This is a genomic window from Variovorax soli, from assembly GCF_031454625.1.
Taxonomy (GTDB): Bacteria; Pseudomonadota; Gammaproteobacteria; order Burkholderiales; family Burkholderiaceae_C; genus Variovorax; species Variovorax soli_A.
In genome coordinates this window covers 703,259-724,298 of record NZ_JAVDRF010000001.1, presented here as the reverse complement: position 1 = coordinate 724,298, position 21,040 = coordinate 703,259, and the positions used below count along the sequence as shown (strand labels likewise).

Annotated in this window: 21 protein-coding genes; 10 read left to right on the top strand and 11 right to left on the bottom strand. The window is 68.7% G+C overall.

Annotated elements, in window-relative coordinates; genetic code table 11:
• Nucleotides 1–27: 27 nt before the first annotated feature.
• Nucleotides 28–1,479, bottom strand: a complete 1,452-nt coding sequence (locus J2739_RS03510) for an MFS transporter (RefSeq protein ID WP_309898557.1) — start codon at nucleotides 1,477–1,479, stop codon at nucleotides 28–30.
• Between the two features lie 120 nt (nucleotides 1,480–1,599).
• Between J2739_RS03510 and J2739_RS03505 the strand changes: the two genes are divergently transcribed.
• A complete protein-coding gene (locus J2739_RS03505) occupies nucleotides 1,600–2,904 on the top strand; it encodes a zinc-binding metallopeptidase family protein (protein ID WP_309898554.1) in 1,305 nt (434 codons plus the stop codon).
• On the opposite strand, the gene J2739_RS03500 is transcribed toward J2739_RS03505, so the two are convergent.
• The 6 genes from J2739_RS03500 to J2739_RS03475 form a co-directional block, all read right to left on the bottom strand.
• Complete coding sequence (locus J2739_RS03500; protein WP_309898552.1) at nucleotides 2,825–3,100, bottom strand: cysteine-rich CWC family protein; 276 nt, start codon at nucleotides 3,098–3,100, stop codon at nucleotides 2,825–2,827. The two genes, J2739_RS03505 and J2739_RS03500, sit on opposite strands and share 80 nt — an antisense overlap.
• 2 nt (nucleotides 3,101–3,102) lie before the next feature.
• A complete protein-coding gene (locus tag J2739_RS03495) occupies nucleotides 3,103–4,362 on the bottom strand; it encodes a 6-phosphofructokinase (RefSeq protein WP_309898550.1) in 1,260 nt (419 codons plus the stop codon).
• Between the two features lie 40 nt (nucleotides 4,363–4,402).
• Complete coding sequence (locus J2739_RS03490; protein ID WP_309898548.1) at nucleotides 4,403–5,569, bottom strand: acyl-CoA dehydrogenase family protein; 1,167 nt, start codon at nucleotides 5,567–5,569, stop codon at nucleotides 4,403–4,405.
• Nucleotides 5,566–6,366, bottom strand: a complete 801-nt coding sequence (locus J2739_RS03485) for an enoyl-CoA hydratase-related protein (protein ID WP_309898546.1) — start codon at nucleotides 6,364–6,366, stop codon at nucleotides 5,566–5,568. Before J2739_RS03485 ends, J2739_RS03490 begins: the two co-directional genes overlap by 4 nt.
• Nucleotides 6,367–6,421: 55 nt before the next feature.
• Nucleotides 6,422–7,600 (bottom strand): acetyl-CoA C-acetyltransferase, encoded by a 1,179-nt coding sequence (locus J2739_RS03480; RefSeq protein ID WP_309898543.1) that lies wholly within the window; start codon nucleotides 7,598–7,600, stop codon nucleotides 6,422–6,424.
• A gap of 132 nt (nucleotides 7,601–7,732) precedes the next feature.
• Nucleotides 7,733–8,044 carry a DUF2917 domain-containing protein gene (locus tag J2739_RS03475; RefSeq protein WP_309898540.1) on the bottom strand — a complete coding sequence of 104 codons (312 nt, stop codon included), beginning with the start codon at nucleotides 8,042–8,044 and terminating at the stop codon, nucleotides 7,733–7,735.
• Nucleotides 8,045–8,127: 83 nt separating this feature from the next.
• Here J2739_RS03475 and J2739_RS03470 point away from each other — a divergent pair, with 83 nt between their 5' ends.
• Nucleotides 8,128–9,072: a LysR substrate-binding domain-containing protein gene (locus J2739_RS03470; protein WP_309898538.1), complete on the top strand. Its 945-nt coding sequence runs from the start codon at nucleotides 8,128–8,130 to the stop codon at nucleotides 9,070–9,072.
• A 114-nt stretch (nucleotides 9,073–9,186) separates the two neighbouring features.
• A complete protein-coding gene (locus J2739_RS03465; protein ID WP_309898536.1) occupies nucleotides 9,187–9,927 on the top strand; it encodes a ProQ/FINO family protein in 741 nt (246 codons plus the stop codon).
• Between the two features lie 106 nt (nucleotides 9,928–10,033).
• Here the strand turns inward: J2739_RS03465 and J2739_RS03460 are convergent, their stop codons facing one another.
• From J2739_RS03460 to J2739_RS03450, 3 genes are read right to left on the bottom strand one after another with little or no spacing between them, the layout of a single operon-like run.
• Entirely contained in the window at nucleotides 10,034–10,552 is a 519-nt protein-coding gene (locus J2739_RS03460; protein WP_309898534.1) for an SLOG cluster 4 domain-containing protein, read from the bottom strand.
• 49 nt (nucleotides 10,553–10,601) lie between these two features.
• A complete protein-coding gene (locus tag J2739_RS03455) occupies nucleotides 10,602–11,015 on the bottom strand; it encodes a PaaI family thioesterase (protein WP_309898532.1) in 414 nt (137 codons plus the stop codon).
• Nucleotides 11,016–11,030: 15 nt separating this feature from the next.
• Nucleotides 11,031–13,208 (bottom strand): malate synthase G, encoded by a 2,178-nt coding sequence (locus J2739_RS03450; protein WP_309898530.1) that lies wholly within the window; start codon nucleotides 13,206–13,208, stop codon nucleotides 11,031–11,033.
• A gap of 217 nt (nucleotides 13,209–13,425) precedes the next feature.
• Here J2739_RS03450 and hisC point away from each other — a divergent pair, with 217 nt between their 5' ends.
• The 5 genes from hisC (at nucleotide 13,426) to J2739_RS03425 (ending at nucleotide 17,972) form a co-directional block, all read left to right on the top strand.
• Nucleotides 13,426–14,427, top strand: a complete 1,002-nt coding sequence (gene hisC, locus J2739_RS03445) for a histidinol-phosphate transaminase (protein WP_309898528.1) — start codon at nucleotides 13,426–13,428, stop codon at nucleotides 14,425–14,427.
• Nucleotides 14,428–14,475: 48 nt separating this feature from the next.
• Nucleotides 14,476–15,672 carry a CaiB/BaiF CoA transferase family protein gene (locus J2739_RS03440; RefSeq protein WP_309898526.1) on the top strand — a complete coding sequence of 399 codons (1,197 nt, stop codon included), beginning with the start codon at nucleotides 14,476–14,478 and terminating at the stop codon, nucleotides 15,670–15,672.
• Nucleotides 15,673–15,873: 201 nt separating this feature from the next.
• Entirely contained in the window at nucleotides 15,874–16,380 is a 507-nt protein-coding gene (locus tag J2739_RS03435; protein WP_309898523.1) for a hypothetical protein, read from the top strand.
• Nucleotides 16,381–16,557: 177 nt separating this feature from the next.
• Nucleotides 16,558–17,517, top strand: a complete 960-nt coding sequence (locus J2739_RS03430; RefSeq protein WP_309898521.1) for a LysR family transcriptional regulator — start codon at nucleotides 16,558–16,560, stop codon at nucleotides 17,515–17,517.
• On the top strand, nucleotides 17,514–17,972 hold the full coding sequence (locus tag J2739_RS03425; RefSeq protein ID WP_309898519.1) for a DUF2214 family protein: 459 nt from the start codon (nucleotides 17,514–17,516) through the stop codon (nucleotides 17,970–17,972). Before J2739_RS03430 ends, J2739_RS03425 begins: the two co-directional genes overlap by 4 nt.
• A gap of 154 nt (nucleotides 17,973–18,126) precedes the next feature.
• On the opposite strand, the gene J2739_RS03420 is transcribed toward J2739_RS03425, so the two are convergent.
• Entirely contained in the window at nucleotides 18,127–18,477 is a 351-nt protein-coding gene (locus J2739_RS03420; RefSeq protein ID WP_309898518.1) for a PsiF family protein, read from the bottom strand.
• Nucleotides 18,478–18,607: 130 nt separating this feature from the next.
• Here J2739_RS03420 and argS point away from each other — a divergent pair, with 130 nt between their 5' ends.
• Entirely contained in the window at nucleotides 18,608–20,281 is a 1,674-nt protein-coding gene (gene argS, locus J2739_RS03415; protein WP_309898516.1) for an arginine--tRNA ligase, read from the top strand.
• A gap of 14 nt (nucleotides 20,282–20,295) precedes the next feature.
• Entirely contained in the window at nucleotides 20,296–21,027 is a 732-nt protein-coding gene (locus tag J2739_RS03410) for an SPOR domain-containing protein (RefSeq protein WP_309898514.1), read from the top strand.
• Nucleotides 21,028–21,040 lie beyond the last annotated feature (13 nt).

Here is a 21,040-nt window from a genome sequence, read left to right as displayed (position 1 = left end):
GCCGGTGATTAGAACGCAGCGAAGGACTCAGGGCTCGCGCTTTTCCCGCAATTGCCAGGCCGCGCAAATGGCCAGCGCGCACAGCCCGGCCAGCAGCATGAACACCTCGTCGAAAGCCGCCAGCCGCGCCGTGCTGGTGGCGGTGTTCGCCAGCGAATCGCCATGCGCGGCCAGCCGCCATTCGAGCACGATCGCGCACAGGCTCACGCCGGCGGCCCCGCCGAGCATGCGCAGGAAGTTGATCGCGCTGGCGCCCTGCGGGATCAGCGGCTTCTCCAGCGGGCGCATCGATCCGAGGTTGAGCGAGGGCAGGATGAAGCCCAGCCCCACCCGCCCGATCGCCGCGAAGACGGCCAGCAGCCAGATGGCGCTGTCCAGCCGCAGCAGCAGCATCAGCGCAAAGGAGGCAGCCAGCAGAGCCAGGCCGATGCACACCAGCAGCCAGGTCGGGCGCCGGTCCGCCAGCCGGCCGACGCCCGCGATGGTGAAGGCCAGCACCAGCCCGGCCGGCAGCAGGATGGTGCCCACGTGCGAGGCCGAGAGATGCAGCCCGACCTGCATGTACACCGGCAGCAGGTAGGTCGAGCCGAACAGCGCCGTGCCGTAGATGAAGGCCACCACGCTGCCCATGGCGAACTGCCGGTGCCGGAACAGCGCCAGGTTCATCAGCGCGGTGCCGCCCGCGGCGGCCACGCGCCGCTGCCAGGCGATGAAGGCGCCGAAGGCCAGCCCCGCGCCCGCGAGCAGCGCCGCCGCCTGCAGGGGCGCTTCGCCGCGCAGCTCGACCAGGCCGTTCAGCAGGCACAGCGTGCCGACGGTGCCCAGCGCCAGGCCGCCCCAGTCCAGCGCCCCGCTGCGCGCGGCGGTGACGCCTCCCGGCGCGGTGACCGGCACGAACCTGTAGGCCAGCCAGATCGAGGCCAGGCAGAAGGGCACCACCATGAAGAAGATCGAGCGCCAGCCGAACAGGTCGACCAGCACGCCGCCGATGCTCGGCCCCAACGCCGGCGCCAGCACCACGCCCATGCCGAAGATGCCGCTTGCGCGGCCCTGCTCGTGCGGCTCGAAGGCGCGCAGGATGATGATGGCCGGGATCGGCTGCACCACGCCGGCCGCCAGCCCCTCGGCCACCCGCGCGACCAGCACCAGCGGAAAGTGATTGGCCAGCCCGCCGCTGATGCCGCCCGCGAGCAGCAGGAGCATGGTGCCGACATAGGTGCGGCGATAGCCGTAGCGCGCCAGCAGCCAGGGGGTGGTGAGCATCGAGACCGTCATCGCCACCATGAAGCCCGAGCTGACCCACTGGGCCCGCTCCTGCCCCAGCCCGAAATGGTGGCTCATGCCCGGGATCGCCACATTGACGATGGTCGAGGACATGATCGAAGCCATCACCCCCACCATCACCGTGAGGAGCAGCAGCCAGCGATAGCGGGGCCCATAGCGGGCGCTGAGGGAGAGAGGCGGGGCAGTGTCGATCATCTGGGGCAGCCTGTTCGGGCTGTCCTACAAGGATACGGGCATTGCACGGCCCGCCGCCGCACCGGCCGCCTCGACAATGGCGCGTCGTTCTTCCACACACAGCGCAAAGAGAAGAGAGACATGGAATCCGCCACCGACGACAAGACATTTGCCGGCACCGAGCCTGCGCCCACGATCGCCGCCGAGCTCAAGGCGCCGACGGTCACGCGCGCCTACCAGTGCCAGTGCGGCCGCCCCGTGTTCCTGCGCAACAGCCAATGCCTGGCCTGCCACACGCCGCTTGGCTACGTGATCGAAAACCTGGGGGTGGTGCCGCTCGCACCCGACACGCGCGAGGGGGCCGAGCCCGACACCTTCACCCTCTTCGGCGACCCGCAAGGCAAGGCCTACCGCCGCTGCGCCAACCTGCTGACGCCGGCGGCCTGCAACTGGATGGTGCCGGCGCCGCGCGAAGGCGACGATCCGTCGTTCAACACCGACGGGCTGGTGCCCGGCCTCTGCCTGGCTTGCAGCGTCACGCGCACCATCCCCGACCTCTCCATCGAGGGCAATGGCGAGCTGTGGCGCAAGCTCGAACTGGGCAAGCGCCGGCTCATCTCGCAACTTCTCGCGCTCGAGCTGCCCGTGGTCACCCGGCTGGCCGACCCGGTGCATGGCCTCGCCTTCGACTTCCTGGGCAACCTCCCGGGCGGGCCGCACGTGATGACCGGCCATCAGATGGGCGTGATCACCCTCAACGCCCAGGAGGCCGAGGACGCCGTGCGCGAGCGCATCCGCGCCGAGATGCGCGAGCCCTATCGCACCCTGGTCGGCCATTTCCGCCACGAGATCGGCCACTACTACTGGGATCTGCTGGTCCAGCCCACCCACTGGCTCGAGCCCTTCCGCGAGCTCTTCGGCGACGAGCGCCGCGACTACGCCGCGGCACTGCAGGCGCACTACGAGAGCGGCCCGCCGCCGGACTGGGCCAACCGCTTCGTCAGCGGCTACGCGAGCTCACATCCGTGGGAGGATTGGGCCGAGACCTGGGCTCACTACCTGCACATGGCCGACAGCGCCGACACCGCGATGAGCTTCGGCGTCGACGCGCAGAACGTGGAGCTCACCAGCGACCTGTTCGATTTCTCGGACCTGTGGCAGCCGGAGCACCCCGAGGCCGGCGAGTTCCTCGACTTCCTCAACGGCTGGGTGCGCCTGACCAATGTGCTCAACGAGCTCTCCCGCAGCATGGGCCAGCCCGACTACTACCCCTTCGTGCTGCCGCGCGTGACGGTGGGAAAGCTGCAATTCATTCACGAAGTGATCGCTGAACAGCGCAAGCGCGGCAAACAGCCGCAGGCGCCGCTCAATCCCGAAGAAGCGCCGTCGCAGCCTCCGGAGGCTGCGCGCCGGATGCAGACGGCGCCGGCAAGCCCGCCCTCGTAGCGCAGCGCGCACAGACGCAGGCAAGACCGCGCGCCCCGGCCGGCACGCTCTCGAGCACGCCCGGGCTGAACGACGCCTGCCTGCACCAGCAGGGCGCTCGCGACTGCCCGGTCTCGCGCTCGCGCTCGATCGCGCAGTGATTGGCTTCGCCGCACAGCGGGCAGCACGAGGCATCGAGGCTCGGCTTCGCGCCCATGATCACTTCGCGATCTCGAACGCCGGCAGCTTCTTCGCGACCGGGTGATTCTGCAGGGTCACGTAAACCGGCAGCCCGTCGCGATAGGCCGGATAGTCCTCGCCCTGGATCAGCGGCAGCAGGTACGCGCGGCCCTTGTCGCTGATGCCGTAGCCGTCGGCCGAGATGTAGTCGCGCGGCATGAACTTCTCGGCATTGGCCACCTGGTCCAGCGGCGCGCTGCCGATGCGGTATTCGTAAGGCGAGTCGGACGTGCGCTCGACCGTGGGCATCACCGCGTTCTTGCCTTCGAGCGCGAGCTCGACCGCGCGCTGCCCCAGCTCGTAAGCCTGGCGCGCATCGGCGGCGGAGGCGATGTGGCGCGCCGAGCGCTGCAGGTAGTCGGCCACCGCCCAATGAAACTTGTAGCCCAGCGCTTCCTTCACCATCTGCGCCACCACCGGCGCCGCGCCGCCGAGCTGCGCGTGGCCGAAGGCGTCCTTGCTGCCCTGCTCGGCGAGGAAGCTGCCGTCGGGATGGTGCGCGCCTTCCGACACCACCACCGTGCAATAGCCATGATGCTTGACCAGCGCATCGACCCGCGCCAGGAAGGCCGGCTGATCGAAGGGGATCTCGGGGAACAGGATCACGACCGGAATGCCGTGGTCGGCCGCCAGCCCGCCGGCCGCCGCGATCCAGCCCGCATGTCGGCCCATGACTTCGAGCACGAAGACCTTGGTCGAGGTCGCGGCCATCGAGCGCACATCCAGCGATGCCTCGAGGGTGGAGACCGCGACGTACTTGGCGACCGAGCCGAAGCCCGGGCAGCAGTCGGTCAGGGGCAGGTCGTTGTCGATGGTCTTGGGCACATGGATGGCCTGGAGCGGGTAGCCCATCGACTGCGACAGCTGGCTCACCTTGAAGCAGGTGTCGGCCGAATCGCCGCCGCCGTTGTAGAAGAAGTAGCCGATGCCGTGGGCCTTGAAGACCTCGATCAGCCGCTCGTACTCGCGCCGGTTCTTCTCCAGCGACTTGAGCTTGTAGCGGCAGGAGCCGAAGGCGCCTGCGGGCGTGGTTCGCAGCGCGGCGATGGCGGCGGCGGACTCGAGGCCGGTGTCGATCAGGTCCTCGGCCAGGGCGCCGAGGATGCCGTTGCGTCCGGCATAGACCGTGCCGATGCGGTCGGCATGCCGGCGCGCCGTCTCGATCACGCCGGCCGCCGACGCATTGATCACCGAGGTCACGCCCCCGGACTGGGCATAGAAGGCATTGAGGGTAGGCATGCGGGGATTCTCCCGCAGGCCTGTGCCGGATACCAGCGCTTCAGCGCCCCGGCAGCCCCATCGCCCGCGTGATCACCTCCTTCATGATCTCGTTGGTGCCGCCATAGATGCGCTGCACCCGCGCATCGGCGTAGGCGCGCGTCACCGGGTACTCCCACATGAAGCCGTAGCCGCCGTGCAGCTGCACGCACTCGTCCATCACCTTGCACTGCAGGTCCGTGGTCCAGTACTTCGCCATGCTGGCGGTGGCGGTGTCCAGCTTCTGCTGCATCAGGAGCTCGATGCATTTGTCGACGAAGACCTGCGCGACCTGCACCTCGGTCTGCAGCTCGGCCAGCGTGTAGCGCGTGTTCTGGTAGGCGCCTACCGGCTGGCCGAAGACCTTGCGGTCCTTGACGTAGGCGACGGTGTGGTCGATCGCCGCCTGCGAGGCCGCGACCGCGCTGATCGCGATCTGCAGCCGTTCCCAGGGCAGCTGTTCCATGAGGCAGACGAAGCCGCGGTTCTCCTGCGCCTGCCCGCCGAGCAAGGCGTCCGGCGGCAGGTGCACGTCGTTGAAGAAGAGCTCCGACGTGTCCTGCGCCTTCAGGCCCAGCTTCTTCAGCCGCTGGCCCTTCTCGAAACCGGGCATGCCGCGCTCCACCAGGAACAGGCTGGTCCCCTTGGCGCCGCCCTCTGGGTCGGTCTTGGCCACCACGATCACCAGGTCCGCGTGCCAGCCGTTGGTGATGAAGGTCTTGCTGCCCGAAAGCCGCCAGCTGCCATCCGGCTGCTTGAGCGCCGCGGTGCGCACGGCCTGCAGGTCGCTGCCGGCGCCCGGCTCGCTCATGGCGATGGCGCCCACCATCTCGCCGCTCGCCAGCTTGGGCAGGTAGTTTTTCTTCTGCGCCTCGGTGCCGTAGTGCAGGATGTACGGGGCCACGATCTCGCTGTGCAGCCCGAAGCCGACGCCCGTGAAGCCGCGTGCCCACAGCTCCTCGAACTGGATCACCGAGTAGAGCAGGTCGGCACCCGCGCCGCCGTGCTCCTCCGGCAGCGACATGCACAGGAAGCCGTTCTCGCCGGCCTTGTTCCAGAGCGCCCGATCGACATAACCCTGCGCCTCCCAGTCGTCGTGGAAGGGCGCGATCTCCTTGTCCATGAAGCGACGGAAGCTGTCGCGGAAGGCCTCGTGGTCGGGGGTGAAGAGGGTGCGTTCGATCGTCATGACTGTCGTCCCGGAAACTCCGGCGCGCGCTTCTGCAGGAAGGCCGCGACGCCCTCGGAGAAGGCGGGGCGGTTCAGGAGCTCGCGCTGGCGCTCGCTCTCGTAGTGCAGCTGTTCGGGCAGGGTGTGGCGCTCCGAGGCCTCGAAGGCACGGCGCGCTTCGATTACCGCATGGGCGGGCAGGCGCGCCAGGCGCTGCGCGAGCTGCTGCGCCTCGAGCAAGAGCAGATCGTCTTCCATGCAGGCCCAGATCAGGCCCCACTGCGCCGCGCGTTCTGCAGGCAGGCGCTCGTCGAGCAGGCTCATGCCCATGGCGCGCGCCGGGCCCACGAGGCGTGGAAGGAACCAGGTGCAGCCCAGGTCCGGCACGATGCCGAGCTTCGGCAGGAAGGACAGGTAGAAGTAGGCGCTCTTTGCTGCGAGGGTCACGTCGCCGGCCAGCGCGAGGCCCACGCCGGCGCCCGCCGCGGCGCCGTTGACCGCGCATACCACCGGCACGGGCAGCGCGCGCAGCTCCTCGATCAGCGGATTGCTCACCGACTGCATCCACTTCGCCGTCTGGTCGCCCAGGGTCTCGCCGGCTTCGGGCGGACGCATCGCGCTCAGGTCCGCGCCGACGCAGAAGGCCTTGCCGGCGCCGGTGAGCACCAGGGCGCGTACGTTGCGGTCTTCGCGCACGCGAGCGAGGGCTTGCCGCAGTTCGTGTTGAAGGTCGAGCGCGATCGGGTTGAGCTTGGCCGGCAGGTTGAGCGTCAGCGTGGCGACGTGCTCTGCGAATTCATGGAGGACGAGTGCCATGCGGGTTCCTTTGCTTGTCGAAGAAGGCAGACCTGCGTGCGCGAAGGGACGCGAATCACAGCCGCTCCACGATGGTCACATTCGCCATTCCGCCACCTTCGCACATGGTCTGCAAGCCATAGCGCTTGCCGCGCCCGGCCAGCGCGTGGATCAGCGTGGTCATGAGCTTGGTGCCCGAGGCGCCCAGCGGATGTCCCAGCGCGATCGCGCCGCCGTTCACGTTGAGCCGGGCCGGGTCGGCGCCCAGCGTCTGCAGCCAGGCGATGGGCACCGGCGCGAAGGCTTCGTTGATCTCGTAGAGATCGATGTCCTCGATCTTCATGCCGGCCTTCCGCAGCGCGCGCTCGGTGGCGGGAATCGGCGCCTCCAGCATGATCACCGGGTCATGGCCGAGCACGCTCATGTGGTGGATGCGCGCGAGCGGCTTCACGCCGAGCGCCTTGAGCCCGCGTTCGTTGACCACCAGCACACCGCTGGCGCCGTCGCAGATCTGGCTGGCGGTGGCCGCCGTGCAGCGCCCGCCCTCGGCGATCAGCTTCACGCCGGCGATGCCTTCCAGGGTGACGTCGAAGCGGATGCCTTCATCCACCCGGTGCATCTCACCCGCGGCGCTGCCGTCCGACGACCGCACTTCGACCGGCAGGATCTCGTCGGCGAAGGCGCCCTCGCGCGTGGCGGCGATCGCGCGCCGGTGGCTCTCGAAGGCATAGCGGTCCAGCGCCTCCTTCGTGATTCCGTAGTTCTTCGCGATCATCTCGGCGCCGGTGAACTGGCTGAATTCGACGCCCGGATAACGCCCCTGCATCGCCGGACTCATGAAGGTGCCCAGCCCCGCCTTGGCCGGCAGCGCGTTCGGGGTGAACATGGGCACGCGCGTCATGCTTTCGACGCCGCCCGCGATCACCGCGTCCATGCTGCCCGCCATCACCGCCTGCGCCGCGAAATGCAGCGCCTGCTGCGAGGAGCCGCATTGCCGGTCCACCGAGGTGCCCGGCACCGATTCCGGCAGCTTCGACGCCAGCACCGCGTTGCGCGCAACGTTGCTGGCCTGCTCGCCGACCTGGCTGACGCAGCCGAGGATCACGTCCTCCACCGCGGCCGGGTCGATGCCGCTCTTCGCCACCAGCGCATCGATCACCTGCGCCGCCAGGTCCGCAGGATGCCAGCCCGCCAGCCTGCCGCCGCGTCGGCCGCCGGCGGTGCGCGTCGCGGCCACGATGTATGCCTCTGCCATGTGATGTCCTTGTCCGCGGAAGAGAGAAAGCCCGGCTCCGCGCATGCAAAAGCAAAACGCCGTCACCTGGGGTGACGGCGTCGCTCGTCCAGGGCCACGAGCGTCGATGGTTCAACGCCCGGGGCTGGAAGGTCAAGCCGGGGACATCCCGTGGGCCCGGAGTCGCCAAGGCGACCGCTCGGGCGCCTTCTGCACCGGCAGTGCCGCGGGCTGCGAGCCCGAGACGGTGATGCACGAGGGCTCGAGCGCCGAGACCAGCACGCGCCGATGCCGGTCGCCTTCGAAGCGTTCGCCGGGCGCCAGCACGATGTCGCGCAGATCATGGTCCAGCGTGACCCACACGCTGCCGCTGCGGCATTCGATGCCCACGCCCGCGGCGTCGGGCAGCGTGAAGATGGTGCGCTTGGCCAGGCTCAGGTGGAAGCGGCTGGGTACGGTGTGCATGGCAGACTCCTTTTGCATTCGGCTCTGGAATGAATATAGTGAGCCGTAGCGCTCCAGTCACACGGTCAAATGGAACTCGTTGCATGCGTACTGAGAATGCGAAACCCTCGCCGACCCCTTCGCCCGCGGCCCCCGGGTTGCCGCCGCTGGAGCTGTTGCGCAGTTTCGAGGCCGCGGCCCGCACGCTGAGCTTCACGCAGGCGGCGGCCGAGCTCTTCCTGACCCAGTCCGCCGTCAGCCGCCAGATCCAGCAGCTCGAGGCCAGCCTGGGCGTGCTGCTGTTCGAGCGCCGGCATCGCGCCCTCGCACTGACCGAGGCCGGCGGCGTGCTGCAGCGCGCGGTGGTGGAGAGCCTGGAACGGCTGCGTGACGCCACCGCGCGCCTGCGCGCCGCGCCAGCGCCGCGCGAGGTCGCGCTCACCTGCACGCCCGGCTTTGCGTCGTTCTGGCTGATTCCGCGGCTCGCCCGCTTCACGGCCAGCCACCCGCTGGTCGACGTGCGGCTGTCGGCGAAGCTGGAGGTGCTCGATCTCGAGCGCCACCGCCTCGACCTGGCGGTGCGCTTCGTGCCCATCGAGCGCGGCACCGGGCCAGCCCTGTTCGAGGAGTCCGTGATGCCGCTGTGCGCGCCGCAGGTCGCGACGCTGCTGCGCACGCCCGACGACCTGGCGGGCCAGACCCTGCTGACCATCGAGATGGGCCATCACGCAGACGCGCCCACCGTGGATTGGGAGCCCTGGCTCGAAGTCATGGGCCTCACCGACGTGCGCATGAAGAACACGGTGCGCTTCACCCACTACACGGAGGCGGTGGCGGCGGCTGTCGCAGGCCATGGCGTGGTGATCGGCCGGCTGCCGCTCCTGCGCGAACTGGTGGACAAGGGCAGCCTGGTGGCACCCTTCGGCACGGGTGCGGCCTCGCGCCGCGCCTATTTCATCGAGAGCGCACGGCGTGCCGGAGACAACGCCGACGCGCAGGATTTCATCCGCTGGCTCCGGGCCGAGGCCGAGGCCGCGCAGCGCGACTGAGCTGCCTCCAAGACGTGGCGGCGCGCCATGCGCGTCGGCCGCTTCGCTGCGGCATTACAGTCTGGGGCTGCCGCCGTTTCGCGCGGCACCCGGCCCCGCACGCAAGACATCTCGATGAGCTCGAATACCGCAGATACCGACACCGCTTCGTCGCCGCAGCCCGCGGCCCCGAAAACGACCAAGGGCGCACCGGCCGCCCGGGCGCCGCGGCACGCCGCCAAGGCGCCGCAGCAGCATCAGCCCGCGCGGCAGCGCAAGACCCATCCCGTGCTGGAACGCCTGTTCGAGCTCTATCCCCGCTTGTTCGGCGCGCGCTTCCTGCCGCTCAAGCTCGGCGTGTTCGAGGACCTGCTGACGCTGCATCCCGACGACTTCAAGCGCGAGGACCTGAAGATCGCGCTCGGCCTGCACGCGCGCTCCACCCGCTACCTCGAGGCCGTGGCTGCGGGCAAGCAGCGCCACGACCTGAACGGCGAGCCGGTCGAGCCGGTCGCGCCGGAGCATGTGCACCATGCCATCCTCGAGGTGTTCCGCCGGCGCCAGGCACGCACGAACGAAGACCTGCGTCCGCAGCTGCGGGCGCGGCTGGTCGAGGCCATCGACGCCTCGGGGCTTTCGCGCGAGGACTACATGCTCATCGTGCGCAGCAACGACGAGACCGCCAACGCCGTGCTCGACGAGGCCTTTGCCGAGCTGGGTGCGCGCAACGCCAAGCGCGAGGCGCTGCGGCGCGCCTTCGAGGCCAGCGGCCGCAGCGTCGCCGAGTTCGCCGAGATGTACGGTATGGACCCGGCGGAGGTGAAGCGCACGCTGGCGCGTGCGAAGCCCCCGTCCGGAACATCGGATCCCGCTTGACCTGCTCCTTCTCCGAGAGAGGGTAGGTGAGGAACAGCGCCTTTGCCAGCGCGCTTCTCGTGCTCGGCTCCGCCCGACGGAACGCGATCAGCGCCTGGCCAGTGCCTTACGACTGAACCAGGCCGAGCCCGCGAAGCTGCGCCTCCAGTTCCGCAGCGGAGCGCCACGGCAGGATGGGCGCGTTCTGCCGCTCGTCGGGCGGATGGGACGGCAGATCATCCGACCAGCCGCCGCAGCCCACCAGCGGCAGCAGCGGGCGCTTGTGCAGCCAGGCCAGGCACACCTCCGAGATCGTCCCCGCGCGCCCGCCGATGACGATGCACGCGTCTCCGGCCAGGGCCATGAGCAGGTTGCGTGCATCGCCCATCCCGCAGGGAACGACGACGGTGGCGGGCCAGTCCGCCGGAGGCATCTGGTCCGGCGGGATGATGCTGAGCACCAGGCCACCGGCCTTGATGGCGCGTTCCGCGGCGACCCGCGTCGCCGGGCTTCCGCAGCCGCTGACGACGGTGATCCGAAAGCGCGCCAGCAGGGCGCCGGCCTCGCCTGCCAGTTCATGGGCGGCGGAGCCGGGCTCGGCGCTGCCGAGCACGCAGACCTGGGGGCGGCGATGCGAGAGAGTCATGGATGTGCGTCGGTGAAGGTGCTGTTCGCCTTGGGAACCGCCCCGCGGCTCATGCGGCCTGCGGTGGAATGGAATACGTTCCCACGGCATGCGCGACGACGTCGCTCTGCCCCTCCGAGTACAGGCTGACCTCGCCCACCGCCAGGGAACGACCCAGCTTGATGAGCTTGCAGATGCCGATGACCCGTGCGCCTGCTGCCGGCTTGCGCAGGAAGTTGATGTTCAGGCTGGTGGTCACGGTCAAGGGAACGATGCCGATCTCACCGAGGATGGCCACGTAGAGCGCCACATCGGCCGTGGCCATGAGGACCGGCCCGGAGACGGTGCCTCCGGGCCGCAGCTCGGCCGGGCCCACCTCGTGCGCGATGGTCGCGCCCGCGTTGCCCGCCTCGAGGACGGTGCACTTCGTTTGCGGAAACTCGCGTGCGATGAAGGCTGCGATCTCTTCCCTGGTGGCCGGCATGGCGGACGCTTTCCGTCAAGCCTGCCCGGCCTTCACCTTCAAGCGCCACGCATGCAGCAGCGGCTCGGTGTACCCGCTCGGCTGCTCGACGCCCTTGAACACCAGCTCCTGCGCCGCCTTGTAGGCTGCCGAGGTGCCGAAGTTGCCGGCCATCTTCTTGTAGAGCGGATCGCCGGCATTCTGCTGGTCGACCACCGCGGCCATCCGCTCGAAGGTGGCATCGACCTCTTCCTTCGTCACCACGCCGTGCAGCAGCCAGTTGGCGATGTGCTGGCTCGAGATGCGCAGGGTCGCACGGTCTTCCATCAGGCCGATGTCGTGGATGTCCGGCACCTTGGAACAGCCCACGCCCTGGTCGATCCAGCGCACCACGTAGCCGAGGATGCCCTGCACGTTGTTGTCCAGCTCCTGCTGGCGTTCGGCGGCTGTCCACTTGGCCTCGGGCGCGACCGGCACCTTGAGCAGGTCGGCCAGGATGTTGTCGCGCTCCGCATCGGCGTCGATCTTCTCCAGCTCTTTCTGCACCTCGGCCACGTTCACGCGGTGGTAGTGCAGCGCATGCAGCGTGGCCGCCGTCGGCGAAGGCACCCAGGCGGTGTTGGCGCCGGCCTTCGGGTGGCCGATCTTCTGCTCCAGCATCGCGGCCATCAGGTCCGGCATGGCCCACATGCCCTTGCCGATCTGGGCCTTGCCGCGCAGGCCGCACGAGAGGCCCACCAGCACGTTGTTCTTCTCGTAGGCCTGGATCCAGGGCGTGGTCTTCATGTCGCCCTTGCGCAGCATCGGGCCGGCGCGCATCGCGGTGTGCATCTCGTCGCCGGTGCGGTCCAGGAAGCCGGTGTTGATAAAGGCCACCCGCGCTGCCGCCTCGGCGATGCAGGCCTTGAGGTTGACGCTGGTGCGGCGCTCCTCGTCCATGATGCCCAGCTTCACCGTGTTGGCGGGCAGGCCCAGCATCTGCTCGACGCGGCCGAAGAGCTCGCTGGCGAAGGCCACTTCGGCCGGGCCATGCATCTTGGGCTTGACGATGTAGACGCTGCCGGTACGCGAATTGCCCTTGCGCTGGAGGTCGATGGTGGCGATGGTGGTGGTGATCACCGCATCCATGATTCCCTCCGGGATCTCCCTGCCCTCGCCGTAGAGGATGGCCGGGTTGGTCATCAGGTGGCCGACATTGCGCACGAACATCAGCGAGCGGCCATGGAGCCTGACCGGCTTGCCGTCGGCACCGGTGTATTCGCGATCGGGGTTCAGGCCGCGGGTGAAGGTCTTGCCGCCCTTCCGGACGTCCTCGGTCAAGGTGCCCTGCAGGATGCCGAGCCAGTTGGAATAGGCGAGCACCTTGTCCTGTGCATCGACCACCGCGACCGAGTCCTCCAGGTCGAGGATGGTGGACAGCGCCGCCTCGAGCACCACATCGCTGATGCCGGCGGCATCGGTCTTGCCGATCGGCGTGTTGCGATCGATCCGGATGTCGAGGTGGATGCCGTTGTGCCTGATCAGCACCGAGCTCGGCGCCGCCGCATCGCCCTGGTAGCCGACGAATTGCGAGGGCTCGGCCAGCGGCGTGCTGCTGCTCTGCAGCGCGACCACCAGCTGGCCGTCCTTGACGGCATAGCCGGTCGCGTTCTTGTGCGAGCCATTGGCCAGCGGCGCGGCCTGGTCGAGCACCTCGCGGGCGAACGCGATCACCTTGGCGCCGCGCACCGGGTTGTAGCCCTGGCCCTTCTCGGCACCGCCGGTCTCGGGAATGGCGTCGGTGCCGTAGAGCGCGTCATAGAGCGAACCCCAGCGCGCATTGGCGGCGTTCAGCGCATAGCGCGCATTGAGGATGGGCACCACCAGCTGCGGCCCGGCCTGCAGCGCGAGCTCGGCGTCGACATTGGCGGTGGTCGCCTTCACGCCCTTCGGCTGCGGCAGCAGGTAGCCGATCTTTTCGAGGAAGGCGCGGTAGGCTGGCATGTCCGTGATCGGGCCGGGATAGGCCTGGTGCCAGGCATCCATTTCCGACTGCAGGCGGTCGCGCTCGGCCAGGAGCGCGATGTTCCTGGGCGCGAGGTCGCGGACGATGGCGTCGAAGCCCTTCCAGAAGACATCGCCGGCGACGCCGGTGGCCGGCAGCACCCGGTCTTCGATGAAGCGATGGAGCTCGGTGGCGACCTGGAGGCCGTGGACGGTCGTGCGGGCGGTCATGGTTGTCTACTCCTTGAATCAAGACGGAAGAATGCAGTCGATGACTTTATTCGATACCTTGGTGATGAGTAAGAGCCTGGGGAGCGATTGATCGATGACCAAATTGAAGGCAATCGTCCGCGCCCGGCTTGGCGAGGGCACAGGCAAAGGGTAGGCCCTCATAGGCAGTCTGCAAGCCCTTCCTACATTTAACTTCTTAAATAAATCGGCGCCCGCGATGACGATGATCCTCCTGGCTTCCAACGAGAACCCGCTCGGGATGCCCGAGTCCGCGCGCCGCGCTGCGGCCGCCGCGCTCCCAGGCGCGGGCCGCTATCCCGACAGCAACGGCACCGCGCTCAAGCATGCGCTGTCGGCGCGGCTCGACGTGCCGGCCGACTGGCTGGTGCTCGGCAGCGGCTCCAGCGAAATCCTCGAGCTCGCGGCCCAGGCCCGCGTGATGCCGGGCGAGCACGTCGTGTACTCGCAATACGGCTTCGTGGTCTATGGGCAGGTGGCCGGGCAGGTCCACGCGCGCAGCACGGCGGTGCCGGCGCGAGACTTCGGGCATGACTTGGACGCGATGCGCGCTGCCATCGGCGAGGACACGCGGCTGGTCTTCGTCGCCAATCCCAACAACCCCACCGGCACCTTCATCGAGGCCGGTCCGTTGCTCGCCTTCCTGGAATCGGTGCCGCCGCAGGTGACGGTGCTGCTCGACGAGGCATACGGCGAGTACCTCTCCCCGGCACAGCGCTACGACAGCATCGCGTGGGTGCGGCGCTTCCCGAACCTGGTGGTCGCGCGCACCTTCTCCAAGGCCTATGGGCTGGCCGGCCTGCGCATCGGCTACGGCGTCGCCCAGCACGGGCTGGCGGGGCGCCTGAATGCGCAGCGGCCACGCTTCAACGTCAGCACCCCCGCGCAGGCCGCCGCGCTGGCGGCGCTGAACGATGGCGCCTTCCTGGCGCGCAGCTACCAGCTCAACACCGCCGGACGGGCGCGCCTGGCGGCGGGCCTGCACGAGTTGCGCCTGGCCTCGATTCCCTCCGCGGGCAACTTCCTGATGGTGCAGGTCGGCGAGGGCCGCACCGTGCATGCACGCCTGTTGGCAGCCGGCATCGAGGTCGCGCTGCTCGACAACTACGGCCTGCCGCACTGGCTGCGCATCACGGTGGGGCTGCCCGAGCAGAACGAGGCGGTGCTGGCGGCGCTGCGCGACCTCGCGCCGGCACGCTGAGCTGCCGAAGGCGACGCGGATACCGTCGGCTATCGTTCGAGGATGCACATGTCCGATACCACGGGGAACAAACTGCCCTACGCCGGCGTCCGCGTCATCGAGTTCACGCACATGGTGATGGGCCCCACCTGCGGCATGCTCCTGGCCGACCTCGGCGCCGAGGTCATCAAGGTCGAGCCCATCGATGGCGACGCCACGCGCCGCCTGCTCGGCTCCGGCGCCGGCTTCTTCCCCACCTTCAATCGCAACAAGAAGAGCATCGCGCTCGACCTCAAGAAGCCGGAGGGCATCGGCGTCGCGCTGCGCCTGATCGCCAGCGCCGACATCGTGAGCGAGAACTTCAAGCCCGGCACCATGAAGAAGCTGGGCCTGGACTACGGGAGCCTCAAGAAGCTCGACCCGCGCCTCATCTACGTGAGCCACAAGGGCTTCCTGCCCGGCCCCTACGACCACCGCACGGCCCTCGACGAAGTCGTGCAGATGATGGGCGGCCTGGCCTACATGACCGGCCGCATCGGTGACCCGCTGCGTGCCGGCACCAGCGTCAACGACATCATGGGCGGCATGTTCGGCGCGATCGGCGCCATGGCGGCGCTGCGCCAGCGCGAGCAGACCGGCGAAGGCTGCGAGGTGCAGTCGGCGCTGTTCGAGAACAACGTCTTCCTAGTGGCCCAGCACATGATGCAGTTCGCCGCCACGGGCAAGGCGGCCGACCCGATGCCCAGCCGCATCTCGGCCTGGGGCGTGTACGACGTCTTCACCGTGAAGGACGGCGAGCAGATCTTCCTGGCCGCGGTCAGCGACAAGCAGTGGGCCGTCTTCTGCAAGGCCTTCGGGCTGGCGTCGATGCTGGCCGACCCGCGCCTGAAGACCAACAACGACCGCGTGCTCGCGCGCGACTGGATGATGCCCCTGCTGCGCTCGCACCTGGCGGGCTACAGCGCGGCCGAGCTCAGCGCCGTGTTCGAGAAGAACGAGCTGCCCTTCGCACCCATCACCAAGCCGCACGAGCTCTTCGACGATCCGCACCTCAACGCCACCGGCGGGCTGGCGCCGGTGCGCATGAACGACGGCAGCGAATCGAAGGTGCCGCTGATGCCCTTCACGCTGGCGGGCGAGCGGCCGGGCATCCGGCTGCAGCCGCCGCTGCTGGGGGAGCACACGAGCGCGCTGCTGCGCGAGGCGGGCTACAGCGAAGAGGACATCGCAGCGCTCAAGCGGCAGCACGTCACCGCCGGCGATTGATCCGAATGAGGAGGCCCGCGGCGTGCATACCCAAGGCCGTCGACGAGTTGACATGACTGGAACCAAAGCAAGGCCGGTGTTCCCCAGGAAGGTCTGCATCCGAAATACAGCGCAGCGATGCAGGAGAGCCGAGTCATCGCCTTGACCCAAAAGCAGCCGTACCCACAGCGGCAAACCCATGTTCCAGGGAGCGACACCGAAATGACCGTCGAATTAGGTCCCGGCATCGATCGATATCTTGCCTCGGTACGGCTGGCGCCGGCGGTCGTCGACATCGACGGCAGCCTCTTTTTCCAAGTCGAGGAGCGCCTGCAGATCCACGCTGCCATGTTGCCGGATGAACGAGTGGAACTGTTCGCGGGCGCCGGCTATGTGCGCGCCGAGTTGCTGCAGGCCATCGTGGAAGCGGACGAGGATGACGACTTCGACGAAGACGAGCCGCGCCATGTGCAGGACGTCTTGGCGCGCTGGACGGGCGAAGGCGCGCATTGGGCTGTCGACGTCCATCGACAGACCGGTTTGCTCACCTTGTCCATGGTCGTTTCGGCCCTTCCCGGCGATCCGTCTGAATGGGCGATCGTCATCGATGCGTTCATGCGCACCGCCGACTCCTGGACCGCACGTCTCGAGCGCGAGGCCGCCGGCCCATGGGCGCATTCAGGCGTGGGATTGACCGAAATCAGCTCCGGCGCATTCCTGCGTTGCTGAGCGCAGCCGAGCGCGCCGTCCGTTGGTGTGCCTGAAGCGTTGCTGTCCCCGGCTCACTTCAGCCGGGCAATTCCGTGGACCGACTTTTTGCCTTTGCGTTCAGTCTCGAAGGAGTGCGCCAGCGCTGCATGCCTTCGACGCTCACCACCTGGCCGGCCCTCCCCATAATCGCCGCCCATGGACCGCCTCAAGCAGCTCGAATCCTTCGTCGCAATCGCCACCCGCGGCAGCCTCACCGCCGCGGCCAAGGCCGAGGGCGTTGCGCCGGCCATCATGGGCCGGCGTCTCGATGCGCTCGAGGAGCGGCTGGGCGTCAAGCTGCTCGTGCGCACCACCCGTCGCATCACGCTGACCCACGAGGGCAGTGCCTTCCTCGAGGACTGCCAGCGGCTGCTGGTCGAGCTCGCCAATGCCGAGGCCAGCGTGAGCGCGGGCGGCATCAAGGCCAGCGGCCACCTGCGGGTGACCGCGCCGGCGGGCTTCGGCCGCCGCCACGTGGCGCCGCTGGTGCCGCGCTTCCATCAGCTGCATCCCGAGGTCACGATTTCGCTGAACCTGAGCGACCGGGTCATCGACGTGGCCGGCGAGAGCTACGACTGCGCGGTGCGCGTCGGCGACCTGCCCGATTCCTCGCTGATCAGCGTGCGTCTGGCCGACAACCGCCGCCGCTGCGTGGCCACGCCGGCGTTCGTGCGCCGGCACGGCGCGCCGCGCCATCCCAGCGAACTGGCGCGTTTCGCCTGCCTGACGCTTTCCAGCGATGCGTCGCAGACGCGCGGCTGGGCCTTTCGCGTGCCCGGCGCCAACGGCGAGCACGAGGTCATCTACCTCAAGCCCTCCGGCCCGCTGGACTGCTCCGATGGCCAGGTGCTGCACGACTGGTGCCTGGCCGGCCATGGCATCGCCTGGCGCAGTACCTGGGAGGTGGAGGCCGAGATCGATGCCGGCCTGCTGGTGCCGCTGCTCGACGAGTTCTCCGCGCCGCCCAACGGCATCTATGCGGTCTTCCCCCAGCGCAAGCACCTGGCGCTGCGGGTGCGGCTGTGGCTGGATTTTTTGAAAGTCCAATATGCGCGCCCTGAGTTCTGGGGCGGCACAATCCCTGCGCCCGCGACTTCAACGGAACGATCACGATGACCCTCGAAGCGATCCTTGCCTACGTGCATTTCCTGGCCATCCTCACGATGGTGGTCTTCATCTCGAGCGAGGCCGCCCTGTGCCGCGTGGAATGGCTCAATGCGGCCGCCGTCGAGCGCATCGCCAAGGTGGACATGGTCTACGGCATGTCGGCCATCGCCGTACTCGCCACCGGCCTGGCACGCACCTGGTGGGGCATGAAGGGCACCGCCTGGTACTGGACCAACCCGCTGCTGCACGTGAAGCTGGGGCTCTTCATCATCGTCGGGGTGCTCTCGATCTTCCCGACGCTCACCTACTTCCGCTGGCGCAAGGCCGTGCGCGCCAGCGGCACGCTGCCCGATGCAGCGGAGATCCGGAAGACGCGCAAGCTGGTGATGCTCCAGGCCCACCTGATCGCGCTGATCCCGCTGGTGGCCGTGTTCCTGGCGCGCGGATTCGGCGCGAAGGGGTAGCGAGCCATTGCAGGCCGGCGTCCATTCAGGCGCTGTTCGCCAGCATCATCTCTCCATCCAGCGCTTCCTCCTCTTCCTGCAGCCCATGGCCACGGCCATGAAAAAGCCCCGCCGGACAGGTGTCCGCGGGGCGGGATCGAGGAAGCCGCGAGGCTCAGGCAGCCGGCTTCGCGGAGAGGCATTCCTTCATGAAAGCCTTGCGTTCGTCGCCCTTCAGCGCCTTGGCCTTGGGGTCGGCATTGCAGCTCTTCATCTTGTCCTGCTGCGTCACCGGCTTGGCCGAGAGGCAGGTCTTCATGAAGGCCTTGCGCTCGTCGCCCTTCTTGTCGCCGGCGTCCTTGTTGCAGGTCGCCATCTTGCTTTGCTGGGCGGTCGGGGCCTTGGCGGCGGGAGCGGCCGGGGTGGCAGGCATCGCTGGCGCGGCAGGCGCGGCCTTGTCCTGCGCATGCGCGACGCCAAGGGAAAGACAGGCGGCCATGGCCATCAGGGAGAGAAGCTTCTTCATGGTGTAGGTGTCCTCGGAGGTGGGTTGTGACAGCGGCCCCAGGCCGGGGCCGACCTTGCTAACGGCTGCTGCTGCGCTGCGGATGACCGGCGCCGGCGGCCTACTGGTTTGCCCCCGGTAAAATCCCGCGATGCTATTGGTCAAACAGGAGCTGCTCGCGGCGCTCGCGAGCACGCTCGAATCCCTCTCCCCCGGCTCCGGCGCCAAGGCGGTCTTCGAATCGCCCAAGGTCGCGGCCCATGGCGATCTCGCCTGCACGGCCGCCATGCAACTCGCCAAGCCGCTCGCGCGCAAGCCGCGCGAACTGGCCGAGGACATCAGCGCCGCGCTGCGCGCCACGCCGGCCTTCCGGCAATGGGTCGACGCGATCGAGATCGCCGGCCCCGGCTTCCTCAACATCCGCCTCAAGACCGCCGCCAAGCAGCAAGTGGTGCGCGAAGTGCTGGCCGCCGGCGAGGCCTTCGGCCGCGAAGCCGGCCAGGGCGAGCGCGTGCTGGTCGAATTCGTCTCCGCCAACCCCACCGGCCCGCTGCACGTGGGCCACGGCCGCCAGGCCGCGCTGGGCGACGCCATCTGCAACCTGCTCGCCTCGCAAGGCGCGCAGGTGTGGCGCGAGTTCTATTACAACGATGCCGGCGTGCAGATCCAGACCCTGGCCACCAGCACCCAGCTGCGCGCGAAGGGCATCAAGCCGGGCGATCCGCAATGGCCCGAGCAGGCCTACAACGGCGAGTACATCGCCGACATCGCAGAGGACTTCAAGGCGCAGAAGACGGTGCGCTCGGACGATCGCGAATACACCGCCAGCGGCGACGTGGAGGACATCGATTCGATCCGCCAGTTCGCGGTCGCCTACCTGCGCCACGAGCAGGACCTCGACCTGAAGGCGTTCCGGGTCCGCTTCGACCACTACTACCTGGAGTCGAGCCTCTACACGAGCGGCCGGGTCGAGGCCACGGTGAAGAAGCTGGTGGAGGCCGGCAAGACCTACGAGCAGGACGGCGCACTGTGGCTGAAGTCGACCGACTACGGCGACGACAAGGACCGCGTGATGCGCAAGGGCGACGGCAGCTTCACGTACTTCGTGCCTGACGTTGCCTATCACATCGCCAAGTGGGAGCGTGGCTTCCACAAGGTGGTGAACATCCAGGGCACCGACCACCACGGCACCATCGCGCGGGTGCGCGCCGGCCTGCAGGCGGCAGGCGAAGGGATTCCCCCCGGCTACCCGGACTACGTGCTCCACACCATGGTGCGCGTGATGCGCGGCGGCGAGGAGGTGAAGATCAGCAAGCGCGCCGGCAGCTACGTCACGCTGCGCGACCTGATCGAGTGGACCAGCACCGACGCCGTGCGCTTCTTCCTGCTGAGCCGCAAGCCCGATACCGAATACACCTTCGACATCGACCTCGCGCTGGCACAGAACAACGACAACCCGGTCTACTACGTGCAGTACGCCCACGCCCGCATCTGCTCCGTGCTGGCGGCCTGGGGCGGTGACGTCGCAACGCTGGCGCAGGCCGAGCTCTCGCCGCTCGAGAGCCCGGCCGCCCAGGCCTTGCTGCTGATGCTGGCCCGCTACCCCGACATGCTGGCCGCGGCCGCGCAGGACTTTGCCCCGCACGACGTCACGTTCTACCTGCGCGAGCTGGCCGCCAGCTACCACAGCTACTACGACGCCGAGCGCATCCTGGTCGACGACGAGCCGGTGAAGCGGGCCCGCCTGGCGCTCGTCGCCGCCACTGCGCAGGTGCTGCACAATGGCCTCGCGATTCTCGGCGTGAGCGCGCCGCGCAAGATGTGATTGCTACCCTCACCATGACTCAAAGACGACAACGCGGCAACATCGTCATCGGCCTGATCATCGGGCTGGTGCTGGGCCTGGGCGTGGCGCTGGGCATCGCGGTCTATGTGACCAAGGTGCCCATCCCCTTCATGACCAAAACCCAGCGCGGAGGCCCCGAACAGGACGAGGCCGAAGCGCGCAAGAACCGCGACTGGAACCCCAACGCCCCCTTGGCCGGCAAGGCCGGGGCCGTGCGTCCGCCGGAGCCACCGGCCGCTCCCGCGGCGCCGCAGCCCCCCGTCGCGGCACCCGGCGTCCCGCAGACGGCGCCGGCGCCAGTGGTGGTACCGCCGACCGCGCAGCAACAGCAGCAGCAACAACAACAGCGCACCGCGCGCACGCCCCCCGTGCCGGCGGAAGCCAACGCCTCGCCGCCTTCCAGCGATCCGATCGGCGATCTCGCGCGGTCGCGCGCGGGCGGCGGCACCGGCACCGCGACCGCCGCAGCAACGCCCAATGCCAACGATCCCTTCATGTACTTCGTGCAGGCCGGCGCCTTCCGCACTCCGGAGGATGCCGAGACCCAGCGCGCCAGGCTCTCGCTGATGGGCGTGGAGGCGCGGGTCACCGAGCGCGAGCAGGCCGGCCGCACCGTCTACCGGGTGCGTGCGGGGCCTTTCAACAAGAAGGAAGATGCCGACCGGCTCAAGGAACGACTCGACGGCGGTGGCCTCGACTCGGCCCTGGTGCGCGTGCAGCGCTGAGCTCTCCCCCATT